Genomic DNA, 12,204 nt, shown 5'->3' with positions numbered 1-12,204 from the left:
GATCCGCCGGACTACGACACTGCCCGTCCGTAACATCAAGGCCGACCGACCACGAACGGTCGCACCCGAAGTTGTCTAGGCCCGGTGTAAAGGATCACCTGGCACAGAACCGTTAACCATCTCCTGATCCAAGGCAGCCCACGTCCGGCCATCCGTCCGCGTTCCCGCTAGGTTCGTCGACATGAAGGTGCTGTTAACCGGGGGCGCGGGCTACATCGGGTCCACGACGGCGCTCGCGTTGGAGCGAGCCGGTCATGTGCCCGTGGTCCTCGATTCGCTGGTGTCAGGCCCGCGGGCGTTCGTGCGGGACCGGCTGTTTTACGAAGGCGACGTCGCCGACAGAGTGCTGCTGCGTCGAATCGTTCGGGAGCACCCAGACTTGGACGCCACGATCCATCTAGCGGCACGAATCGTTGTGCCGGACTCCGTGGCGCAGCCGTATAACTACTACCGCGACAACATCACAAAGTCCTTAGAGCTCTTCGATGAGCTAGCTCGGCTGGGTAAGCCGCGCGTGTTGTTCTCATCCTCGGCTTCGTTATATGCATTCACCGACTCGTTCGAGGTGACCGAGGAGTCAGCGCTGGCGCCGGGCTCGCCGTACGCGCGAACTAAGCTGGTGATGGAGATGGCGCTACAAGACATGTCGCAGGCCTATGACCTCCGGTCCATTATTTTGCGCTATTTCAATCCCCTCGGTTCGGACCCTGCCCTGCAGTCCGGTGTTCACGTGCGCGAGCCGTCGCACGTGCTCGGCCAGCTCGTGATGGTGGCGAATGGGGTCAAGGATGCCTTCGTAATCACTGGAGTCCATCACCCGACCAGGGACGGCACGGGGCTGAGAGACTACATTCACGTGTGGGACCTTGCGTTGGCCCATGTGGCAGCGATCGAGCAGTTCGACGCGGTCCTCGATCAAGTGCGGAGGCCCAGCGTCGTACTGAATGTCGGTACAGGAAACGGGGTCACGGTACGTGAACTCGTGGCCGCCTTCGAGCGGGTCCTTGGTGCGGAGGTCCCGGTGCGCGAAGCTCCGGCACGTCTTGGCGACGCCGTGGGCGCCTACGCCAACGTGGACAAGATCAAAACCCTGCTCGGATGGTCGGCCACTCTGACCGTCGATGAGGCGATCGCCTCCGCCCTGGCATGGTCGGCCAAGCGCCGCAAGGTTCTGGGATACGAATAGCTCGCTGATCATGGTGCGCACCGGTCCAACGCGACCGCCTCGGTCGGCGGCCGGTGCGTCAGCGCGGAGGTCAGTTCCTGGGACTTCGACCCCGGGTACAGCCGAGACAGCCGCAGCTGTCCAGACTCGGGGAGGTGGTTGGGCGACATTCAAGGCCTTGCGGTCCCATCGCCACCTCAGGTCACCCGGAGCGAGCGGCAGAGCTGGCGGAATGGGGCCACGGCCAGCAGGTTCTTCAACTGCTCCTCCAGCGGCCCGTACCGGTCCACGAGCTCATCGCGCCCGGCATCGACGTCGGCCGGACGCCGAGGTAAGGCTTTGACCATCAGCCGGCCGGCACTGACCCACGAATTCGGCGTCGGCACCGCCGTCGCGATTGGACTCGCAGTGCTCCTTGTCAGAGCGTCCCGTCCATCGTGGGCGACCGCGTTCGGAAGCCCAGCACATGATCCACCTTTGCTTTATGGCCAGGCGGGAGCGATTCCGGATGGCCTTCATGCGTTGGTCGAGCGAAGCGACGGTTTTTCGTCGCCGCTAGCTGCCCACCAGCGCCGACGCAGGGACCAGATCCTCCAGCACCCTGCTGCAGTAACCCAGCAACTCCCGATCCCGCAGCGCAGTACCGCCCATCCGGCCCCCCTCGGTCGGCGGCCGGAGCGTCAGCGTGGAGGTCAGCTCCCGGTACTTCGATCCTGGGTACAGCCGGGCCAGCCGCATCTGCCCGGACTCGGGCAGGTGGATGGGCGACATCCGCAGACCCTGCGGTCCCATCGCCACCTCCGTCACCCCGAGCGAGCGGCACAGCTGGCGGAAGGCCGCGACGGCCAGCAGGTTTTCTACCTGCTCCCCCAGCGGCCCGTACCGGTCGACGAGCTCGTCGCGCACCGCATCGACGTCGGCCGGTGAGGTTGCGCCGGCGATCCGGCGGTAGGCATCCAGCCGCAGCCGCTCGACGGGGATGTACTCATGCGGAATGTTGGCGTCGATCGGCAGCTCCACGCGGACCTCGGCGGGTTCGTCCTCGACCGCGTTAGCGCCGTCGGCCGACGATGCCGCCTTCTTGAAGGCGTTCACCGCTTCACCGACCAGCCTGATGTAGAGGTCGAAACCAACCCCGGCGATGTGGCCGCTCTGCTCGGCGCCGAGGATGGATCCAGCGCCGCGGATCTCCAGGTCCTTCATCGCGACGGCCATGCCGGCGCCGAGGTCGGAGTTCTGCGCGATGGTCGCGAGCCGGTCGTGCGCGGTCTCGGTCAGCGGCTTCTCCCCCGGGTACAGGAAGTAGGCGTATCCACGTTCCCGGCCGCGGCCGACCCGGCCGCGGAGCTGGTGCATCTGGGACAGCCCCAGCACCTCGGCGTGGTCGACGATCAGCGTGTTCGCGTTGGAGATGTCCAGGCCGGTCTCGACGATGGTCGTGCAGAGCAGCACGTCCCACTCACGCGCCCAGAAGCCGTCGATGATCTTCTCCAGCCGGTCCTCGGCCATCTGACCGTGGGCCACGGCGATCCGCGCCTCCGGCACCGCCTCACGAATGCGCCGGGCCACTGACTCGATGTCGGCGACCCGGTTGTGCACGTAGAAGACCTGGCCCTCCCGGAGCAGCTCCCGCCGGATCGCAGCAGAGACCAGCTTGTCGTCGTACGCGCCGACGTAGGTGAGGATCGGGTGCCGTTCCTCCGGCGGCGTGGTGATGGTCGACATCTCGCGGATCCCGGCGAGGCTCATCTCAAGGGTCCGCGGGATCGGCGTCGCGCTCATGGTGAGCATGTCGACGTGCGCCCGCAGCGCGGTGATGTGCTCCTTGTGCTCGACCCCGAAGCGCTGCTCCTCGTCGACGACGACCAGCCCGAGGTCCTTCCAGCGGATGTTGGGCTGCAACAAACGGTGCGTGCCGATGACGATGTCGACGCTGCCGTCGGCCAGGCCCTTGATCGTCTGAGCGGCCTCGGTGTTCGAGGTGAACCGGGAGAGCCCACGGATGGTGATCGGGAACTGCTCCATTCGGTCCGAGAACGTCGACAGGTGCTGCTGCGCCAGCAGGGTCGTCGGCACCAGGATGACGACCTGCTTGCCGTCCTGCACCGCCTTGAACGCGGCGCGCACAGCGATCTCGGTCTTGCCGTAGCCGACGTCACCGGAGATCACCCGGTCCATCGGGACCGCCTTCTCCATGTCGGCCTTGACCTCGTCGATCGCCGCCATCTGGTCGCGGGTCTCGGTGTACGGGAACGCGTCCTCGAGCTCGCGCTGCCACGGGGTGTCGGCGCTGAACGCATGCCCGGGAGCGGACGCCCGCGCTGCATACAGCTGTACGAGTTTCGCCGCGATCTGCCGGACCGCCTTCCGGGCACGACCCTTGGTCTTCGCCCAGTCCGACCCGCCCAGCTTGTTGAGCGACGGCACCTCGCCGCCCACGTAACGGGACAGCAGGTCCAGCGCGTCGGTCGGCACGAACAGCCGGTCCCCGGGGTGGCCGCGCTTGCTGGGGGCGTACTCCACCACCAGGTATTCACGGGTCGCGCCGCCCGAGGTGCGCTGCACCATGTCGATGTACTTGCCGATGCCGTGCTGCGCGTGCACCACGTAATCGCCCGGTTTGAGCGACACCGGGTCGACGGCATTTCGGCGGCGGGTCGGCAGCCGGGTGCCCGCAGCCTCCGGATTGACTCCGCGGGTCCCCGTCAGGTCCGCCTCGGTGAGAATCGCGAGACCGGAGTCCCGCAGCACGAAGCCGTTCTCGAGCCGTCCGCAGGCGACCGTGACGACATCCTTGCGCGGTGCCTCCGTCAAGCCGTCTCCCGCGACGATGACGCCCATGTCGGCCTCGGCGAGCCGCTCCCCTGCTCGCGCCGCGGTGCCGGCGCCGGCGACCACCAGGACCGTCGACCCACCCGCGGTCTGCCGTTCCCGTGCGTCGTCCAGCGCGACCGCCAGCTCCCCCCGGTAGGCGGGGGCCGCGATAACGGCGGGCGTCGTGGCAGCAGACGCCGCCTCACCGTCGGGGACCGCGTCACCGGTGTCGAACGGTGCGATGCGCCAGATCGGCAGTTCGGCGTCCCGGACGACGTCCAGCGTCTCCTCGAGGCTCCGGTACGCGGACGAGCCGAGGTCGATCGGTGCCCGGCCGCCGGTGGCGGCCGCCATCCAGGACGCCGCGAGGAATTCGTTGCCGGTCCTGACCAGGTCGGCCGCGCGGGTGCGAATCCGTTCCGGGTCGGCAAGCAGCACATGCGTCCCAGGACGGACGAGGTTCGGCAGCAGCTCGAGCTTCTCGCCGACCAACACCGGAATCAACGACTCCATACCCTCGACGCTTATTCCGTTGGACAGGTTGTCGAGCATCTGGGCCAGCGTCGGGTCGCCGGTGTTCTGCGCGGACAACGCTGCCGCTCTTGCGCGCACCTCCGGCGTGAGCAGGATCTCCCGGCAGGGCGGCGCCGTCACGGATTCGACGGCCTCCAGTGAGCGCTGGTCGATGACGCCGAAGGTGCGGATGTCGGTGATCTCGTCACCGAAGAACTCGACCCGCACCGGGTGGTCCGCCGTCGGTGGGAAGACGTCGAGCAACCCGCCGCGAACAGCGATCTCCCCGCGTTTCTCGACCATGTCGACGCGGGTGTAAGCCAGTGACACCAACTGGTCGACGACGTGGGACAGGTCGACCTCCTCGCCGACCGTCAACAGCACCGGTGCCATCTCGCCCAGATGCGGCGCCATCGGCTGGATCATCGACCGGATGGTCGCGACCACCACGGCGGGATAGCCGGCCGGGTCGGTTTCCGGATGCGCGATCCGTCGCAGCGTGGCCAACCGGCGGCCCACCGTGTCGGCCCGTGGCGACAATCGCTCGTGCGGCAACGTCTCCCACGAAGGGAACAGTGACACCCGGTCGTCGCCGATCAGGTCGCCGATCGCCGCGACAGCGGCTTCGGCCTCCCGCCCGGTCGCCGTCACCAGCAGGACCGGGACACCGGCCGGAGCATCGAGATCGGCCGCGAGCGCACCGGCGACGAACGGCCGGATTGATGGCGGTCCCGTCACGCTGTGGGTGATCGCGCCCGACGCGGCGCGCATCGACCCGAAGAACGGATCGTCCAACGCCGCAGTCAGCAGCCCGCGCAGCGCACCGGAATTCACTGTGACAGCACTCCCTATCCTTCGACTCGCTCGCCCCCGCGATAGCGCGTGGGCGACACCGGCTCACGCCAGAAACCCCCCGCCGACGCGACGAGGGGTTGTTGGTGCCAAGCCTACGCGGCCGGGAAGACCTCCCGGTCCTGCGCGGCGTGAGACAATTTCACCGCTATCCGCCGTGGTGTAACGGCAGCACCTTGGATTTTGGTTCCAATGGTTCAGGTTCGAATCCTGGCGGCGGAGCGGTTCTCGACACCAGCGGTTCCTGCGGCTTGAGCCCGAGCATGCCCGGTCTACGATCAGCCGCGGGGCCTTCGCACGAGTGTCGGCACCGCGTGACCTGCGCCTGACAGCACCCGACGAGCCGCCATAACCCCGCGAATACGTTCGCAGGAGGGATGAGCCGTGCCACCCGAGTCCTTCGACCCGGAAACCGGCGGATCGCCGACGACCCCGATCTCTGCAGTGATCGTGCTGGCGGCCGGCGCGGGGACGCGAATGAAGTCCGACCGGCCCAAGGTGCTCCACGAACTGGCCGGCAAGCCGATGCTGTGGCATGCATTGCGGTCGGCCGCTGGGCTCGGGCCGGAGCGGCTGGTGGCGGTGCTGGGCCACGGCCGGGAGCGGGTCGGTCAGTTCCTGGACGATTCCGCGGACCTCCCGCCCGTCATCACCGCCGTCCAGGACGAGCAGAAAGGCACCGGCCACGCCTGCGCCTGCGCGATCGAGGTGACCGGCGACCTGACCGGGACAGTCCTGGTGACCTACGGCGACGTGCCCCTGCTGCGAACCGAGACGCTGTTCGCCCTCGCGGCCGAACACTCGGGCAGTGGCAATGCCGTCACCGTGCTGACGGCGGAGGTGTCCGACCCCACCGGCTACGGACGCATCCTGCGCGGCGACTCCGGTGAGCTGGTGGGCATCGTCGAGCAGAAGGATGCCGACGAGGCCCAGCGCGCCATCCGCGAGGTCAATTCCGGTGTGTACGCCTTTGACGGCGCCGTGCTCGGTGACGCGCTCGGCCGGTTGTCCGACGCCAACGCGGCCGGCGAGCGATACCTCACAGACGTCGTCGGGATCGCCCGTTCCGACGGCCGCCGCGTCGGTTCCGTCACAGCGGCCGATGCCGTCGAGACGGAAGGCATCAACGACCGCGTCCAGCTGGCCGAGCTCGCCCGGGTGCTCAACGCGCGGTTGGTGCGCAAGGCACAGCTAGCGGGCGTGACCGTGCACGATCCGGCCACCACCTGGATCCATGCGGACGTCACCATCGGACCGGACACCGAGATCCTGCCGGGCAGCCAACTCCAGGCCGGCACCACCATTGGGCGCGGCTGTTCGATCGGGCCGGACACCACGCTCATCGCGTGCACCGTCGAGGACGGGGCCAGCGTCGTGCGGTCGCACTGCATCGGCTCGAGCATCGGGCCGGGCGCGAACATCGGGCCGTTCAGCTACCTGCGACCCGAGAACGTGCTGGGCCCGAAGAGCAAGGTCGGCGCCTTCGTCGAGATCAAGAAGTCGACCGTCGGTGCCGGATCGAAGGTGCCGCACCTCTCCTATATCGGCGACACCACGATCGGGACCGGCGTCAACATCGGCGCCGGGACCATCACGGCCAATTACGACGGCGACCACAAGTACCCCACCACCATCGGCGACCACGTCTTCGTCGGCAGCGATTCGACGCTGGTCGCCCCCGTGACGCTGGAGACCGGTGCCTACGTCGCGGCCGGGTCCACCATCACCGCCGACCTCGGGCCAGGCGATCTCGGCATCGCCCGCGGCCGCCAGCATTCGGTGTCGGGATGGGTTCTGCGCAAACGCCTCGGCAGCAAGTCCGCGATCGCGGCCGAGGCAGCCATCGCCGAAGAGCCCGTCCAGCTTCCAGCCGGCGGTTCGCCGGACAGCACCACCACTTCTCAAGGAGATCGTCCGGCGTGAGCTCCCTCTCGATCACGACCCGCAAGAGCCTGATGCTCTTCTCCGGGCGCGCCTATCCCGAACTGGCCGAAGAGGTGGGCAAGTACCTGGATGTAACCGTCACCCCGCAGTCGGCCTACGACTTCGCCAACGGTGAGATCTTCGTGCGGTTCGAGGAGTCGGTCCGCGGCTCCGATGCGTTCCTGATCCAGTCCTGCGGTGTGCCGATCAACACCTGGGTCATGGAGACGTTGATCATGATCGACGCGCTCAAGCGGGCGTCGGCCAAGCGGATCACTGTTGTGCTGCCGTTCTACCCGTACGCGCGCCAGGACAAGAAGCACCGCGGCCGCGAACCCATCTCCGCCCGGCTGATCGCCGATCTGCTGAAGACGGCAGGAGCACAGCGGCTGATGACGGTCGATCTGCACACCGACCAGATCCAGGGATTCTTCGACGGACCGGTCGACCACCTCTTCGCGCAGCCGCTGCTCGGCGGGTACATCGGAGAGAAGTACAGCGGCGACGATCTCGCCGTTGTCTCCCCCGACTCCGGCCGCGTCCGGACTGCGGAACGGTGGGCGGACCGGCTCGGCGGCGCACCGATCGCGTTCATCCACAAAACCCGCGACCCCACCCGACCCAACCAGGTGGTGGCCAACCGGGTGGTCGGTGAGGTCCGCGGCCGAACCTGCATCATCGTCGACGACATGATCGACACCGGCGGGACCATCGCCAAGGCCGTCAAGCAGGTCCTCGAGGCCGGCGCCACCAAGGTCGTGGTCGCCGCCACGCACGGCGTGCTGTCCGACCCGGCCGCCGAGCGACTGGCCAACAGCGGCGCCTGCGAGGTCGTGCTCACCAACACGCTGGCCATCCCGCCGGCCCATCAGTTCGAGCAACTGACCACACTGTCGATCGCCCCGCTCATCGCGAAGGCGATCCACGAGGTCTTCGAGGACGGCTCCGTCACCTCCCTGTTCGACAACTAAACCCTCGAACCACGCTCCTCGACGGCGGAAACCGCCGTTCGGCTTAGAGGTGCGTCGACCGTGAATACTCCCGTCGATGACTCCAGGCCCAGAAGAATCTCCGTCGGCGACCGGGTACCACTAATAAAGATGGCGCCCATCTCGATTGACCGAAGAACTTTCGGCCGATACCCTTATGTACAGGAGATTCTCAAGGCATAGGGGTTGATCATGACAGTGTTTCCACGGGTAGCCGTCTTGGACGGCGCAACAGAGGGCGGCCGCCTGCTCGACCTCGTCGTTTCCCGCGGCTACGCCGTTTCCGATCCTGCGGGCGCCGACGTCCTCGTCGCCGGCACCAGCAGCGTGCTGGACGACGCTGCCGCCGAGCGGGTCCGCGGGGGCATCGGCCTTGTGGTCCTCGATGGGCCGGCCGGAGCCGGACAGAACGAGCAGCTCCACGCGCTGCTCACCGAGGCCGGTATCGAACTGACCACGGAGCCCGGAGTCGGCAACGCCGCCGCCACCCGTGAGGAGACCGCGGACGTCACCGACCTCGACCTTCTCGCCCGCGTCGACCCCGCCGAGCTGACCGTGCTGGGCTCCATGGCGGTCCGCTCGCCCGCCGCACCACTGCTCCGGCTGCGCGCCGCGGGCCGCGCCCTGGGCGCCCCGGTGGCCGCCGTGTCCCATCTGGGCACCGGCCGCGTCGTCGCGCTCGCGGTCTCCCCCGCGGCCGGGCACGCCACCGACGAACTGCTCTTCAACGTCATCACCTACGCGGCGAGTCATCTGCGTCACCGTCGCGAGCCGGTCCGATCCGGCCTCACCTCCGAGCCGGCCTGGCTGTCGCTGAAGGCGGCCGTCACCGATCTGCAGGCTGTCCAGGCGAAGGACGGTTCCGTCGCGGACGCGGCCGATCATCCGCGGGCCACCGAGCTGATCGGCGCGATCAGCAGTGCCGTCACCGATCTCGCGCCGCATTTCCCGCACGACCGGGATTACCTCGCGGCACTGGTCAAGGACTTCACCCGATGGGCCGACGGCGGCTTTGGGGTTCCGGATTTCCTGGACTCGCTGATGGAATTCCATCCCGAATTGCAGCGGGTGGACGGCCGCGAGCATCTGGTGGTCTTCCCGATGTACACCCAGAACGGCAGCCCGTACAGGCATGTCGAGGCCGTTCTCGTCCAGGTGATCTGGCCCGAATTCGTCGGCGAACTGGAAGCCGGCGCGTACTCGAACAAACTGTTCGTGCCCATCCGGTTCCTGGATTTCACCGCCGGGTACGACACCAATTCCGCGGTTCTCTTCCCGGAAACCATTGCGATGCGCGAGGTCCCGAAGTTCACCTGGGGTGCCATCTTCGCCGACCGGGAAGCCGCCCGGTTCCGCACCGTGGTGGAGGCCGCCGCCGCGACCACCAAGTTGGCACTGCCACCGGACGCCGCGCGGCTGCTCGAGGACCAGAAGCTGACCGAGGAAACGTTCGTCATGTGGGATCTCATCCACGATCGCACCCACATGCACGGCGACCTCCCGTTCGACCCCTTCATGATCAAGCAGCGGATGCCGTACTTCCTCTACTCGCTCGAGGAGCTGCGCTGCGACCTGACGGCGTTCCGCGAGTCGGTCGACCTGGAGCGGCAGGGCGTGCCGCACGCCCGCCTCGTCCAGTACGCCGTCATCTTCGACCGGATCTTCCGCTTCGCGATCACCGGCAACCGGGTACGGAACTACGACGGCCTCGGTGGCCAACTGCTCTTCGCCTGGCTGCACCAGCACCACGTCCTGCACTGGACGGACAACCGGCTGTCCATCGACTGGGACCGGGTGGCCGACGCCGTGCTCGAGCTGGGTGAGCAGATCGAAACCCTGTACTGGCGCTCCATCGACCGCCCGAAGGTGAGCCATTGGCTGGCCGCCTACCAGCTGGTGTCGGGCACCGTCGAGCCGCATCCCGCGTCCACCTGGGCGAAAGGCGCTGCGGTGCTCCCGGTCTCCGGTCCTCCGAAGGAGATGACCGACGCCGTCCTGCCCGACGAGTTCCCGCTGTCGATGTTCTACGAGGCGCTCAGCCGCAAGCTGGCGCCGGTGATCACCTCGACTGCCGGCATCACCGGATGACCGGACCATCGGGCCGGGTGGTGGTCGTCACCGGAGCTGCCGGTGCCCTCGGGCCGCCGACGTGTTCGGCGCTGGCCGCGGACGGTGCCACCGTCGTCGCTGTCGAGTACGCGCCGGAGCCGCTGGCCGCACTGCAGGAGCAGGTTCCCGGACTGGTCGGAGAGGTCGTTGACCTGACCGACGTGGCCGCCGTGTCCGCCCTTGCCGCCCGGGTCCGCGCCCGGTTCGGCGCCGTGGACGGGCTGGTGCACCTCGTGGGTGGTTTCCGCGGCGGCGGGTCGTTCGTCGACAACACCGACGATGACTGGCGTTTCCTGTCCGCGGGCCTGATCGACACCCTCCGTCACGTCACGATCGCTTTCCACGACGACCTCGAACGCTCCTCCGCCGGACGGGCCGTCATCGTGTCTGCCCTGGCCGCTCAGAAGCCGGCCGCCGGGGCCGCGAGCTACGCGGCCGCCAAAGCAGCCGCCGAGGCGTGGATGCTGGCGCTCGCCGATTCCTTCCGCCGGGCGCAATCGGGCAACAAGGAGCAACCGGTCCCGCAGACGTCCGCGGCCACCATCCTGGTGATCAAGGCGTTGGTGACCGACCGGATGCGGGCGGAGGCACCGGAGCGGAAGTTCCCGGGCTTCACCGACGTCGCGGATCTGGCAGCCCGCATCGTCGGGCTATGGTCGGAGGACGCCGCAGCACTCAACGGCGTCCGGCTACCACTCTGACCCGCCCACCTGACCCGAAAGACCACACGACGTGAGCACTCTGCACGACACGGCCAGTCGGGGCTTCGCCTCCGACAACTACGCCGGCGCCCATCCCGAGATCCTGCAGGCGCTCGCGGATGCCAATGGCGGACACCAGATCTCCTACGGCGAGGACGTCTACACCGAACGGCTGCACGAGGTTCTGGCCGGCCACCTCGGATCGGACATCGAGGTCTTCCCGGTCTTCAACGGGACCGGCGCGAACGTGTTGTCGCTGCAGTCGATGCTGCCCCGCTGGGGCGCGGTGATCTGCACCGAGACCGCCCACATCAACACCGACGAGAACGGCGCCCCGGAACGCGTCGGGGCGCTGAAGTTGCTGACCGTGCCGACCCCGGACGGCAAGCTGACCCCCGAGTTGATCGACCGGCAGGCCTACGGCTGGGGTGACGAGCACCGGGCGCAACCGCTGGCCGTCTCCATCACCCAGACCACCGAGCTGGGCACCGCGTACACCCCGGACGAGATCCGGGCGATCGCCGACCACATCCACCCGCTCGGGATGCGGCTGCACCTTGACGGCGCCCGGATCGCGAACGCGGCGGCAAGCCTCGACGTGCCGCTGCGGGAGTTCACCACCGACGCCGGCGTGGACATCGTGTCCTTCGGCGGAACCAAGAACGGCCTGCTGTTCGGCGAGGCGGTCGTGGTGCTGCGGCCCGAGGTGTCCTCGGGATTGCTGTTCCTGCGCAAGATGAACATGCAGTTGGCATCCAAGATGCGGTTCGTCTCCGCTCAGCTGATCGCGCTGCTCGAGGGTGACCTGTGGCTCCGATCCGCGCGCCACTCCAACGCCATGGCCCAGCGCCTGGCCGCCGCCGTCCGTGACCTGCCCGGCGTCCAGATCACCCAGGCCGTGCAAGCCAACGCGGTGTTCGCCATCATCGATCCGGCGGTGGCCGACCGGCTGCGCCGGAAGTTCCGGTTCTACGACTGGAACCCGTCGACCGGCGAGGTCCGGTGGATGTGCGCGTTCGACACCACGGAGGCCGACATCGATGCGTTCGCGGCTGCCCTGGCGGAGGAACTGGGCTGAGCTCCGGCTCTAGACGGAGAGTCGGGTGAGCCGGCGAGATCCATGACGGCCGCGCGCAGA

At 68.0% G+C, this 12,204-nt stretch carries 8 protein-coding genes and 1 tRNA gene; 7 read left to right on the top strand and 2 right to left on the bottom strand.

Annotated features, from left to right (window positions below):
* Nucleotides 1-181 precede the first annotated feature (181 nt).
* Entirely contained in the window at nt 182-1,186 is a 1,005-nt protein-coding gene (gene galE, locus ACVBEQ_RS06380) for a UDP-glucose 4-epimerase GalE (protein ID WP_447155322.1), read from the top strand.
* Between the two features lie 176 nt (nt 1,187-1,362).
* Here the strand turns inward: galE and ACVBEQ_RS06375 are convergent, their stop codons facing one another.
* Nucleotides 1,363-1,551 (bottom strand): TRCF domain-containing protein, encoded by a 189-nt coding sequence (locus tag ACVBEQ_RS06375; RefSeq protein ID WP_447155321.1) that lies wholly within the window; start codon nt 1,549-1,551, stop codon nt 1,363-1,365.
* A 169-nt stretch (nt 1,552-1,720) separates the two neighbouring features.
* The gene (gene mfd, locus ACVBEQ_RS06370; RefSeq protein ID WP_447155320.1) at nt 1,721-5,326 is read right to left on the bottom strand and encodes a transcription-repair coupling factor; all 3,606 of its coding nucleotides are present in this window, start codon (nt 5,324-5,326) and stop codon (nt 1,721-1,723) included.
* 169 nt (nt 5,327-5,495) lie between these two features.
* Here mfd and ACVBEQ_RS06365 point away from each other — a divergent pair.
* From ACVBEQ_RS06365 to ACVBEQ_RS06340, 6 genes are all read left to right on the top strand, one after another.
* A tRNA-Gln gene (locus ACVBEQ_RS06365) sits at nt 5,496-5,566 on the top strand.
* A 162-nt stretch (nt 5,567-5,728) separates the two neighbouring features.
* Nucleotides 5,729-7,267, top strand: coding sequence for a bifunctional UDP-N-acetylglucosamine diphosphorylase/glucosamine-1-phosphate N-acetyltransferase GlmU (glmU, locus tag ACVBEQ_RS06360; RefSeq protein WP_447155319.1), 1,539 nt, complete (start codon nt 5,729-5,731; stop codon nt 7,265-7,267).
* The gene (locus ACVBEQ_RS06355) at nt 7,264-8,238 is read left to right on the top strand and encodes a ribose-phosphate diphosphokinase (protein WP_447155318.1); all 975 of its coding nucleotides are present in this window, start codon (nt 7,264-7,266) and stop codon (nt 8,236-8,238) included. The genes glmU and ACVBEQ_RS06355 overlap by 4 nt, the downstream gene beginning before the upstream one ends.
* A gap of 771 nt (nt 8,239-9,009) precedes the next feature.
* Entirely contained in the window at nt 9,010-10,344 is a 1,335-nt protein-coding gene (locus tag ACVBEQ_RS06350; RefSeq protein ID WP_447155329.1) for a DUF6421 family protein, read from the top strand.
* Entirely contained in the window at nt 10,341-11,066 is a 726-nt protein-coding gene (locus tag ACVBEQ_RS06345) for an SDR family NAD(P)-dependent oxidoreductase (RefSeq protein WP_447155317.1), read from the top strand. Before ACVBEQ_RS06350 ends, ACVBEQ_RS06345 begins: the two co-directional genes overlap by 4 nt.
* 31 nt (nt 11,067-11,097) lie before the next feature.
* On the top strand, nt 11,098-12,144 hold the full coding sequence (locus tag ACVBEQ_RS06340; RefSeq protein ID WP_447155316.1) for a threonine aldolase family protein: 1,047 nt from the start codon (nt 11,098-11,100) through the stop codon (nt 12,142-12,144).
* The last annotated feature ends 60 nt before the right edge of the window (nt 12,145-12,204 follow it).

It is taken from the genome of Nakamurella sp. GG22, from assembly GCF_052976845.2.
This window is presented reverse-complemented; position numbering and strand designations above follow the sequence as displayed.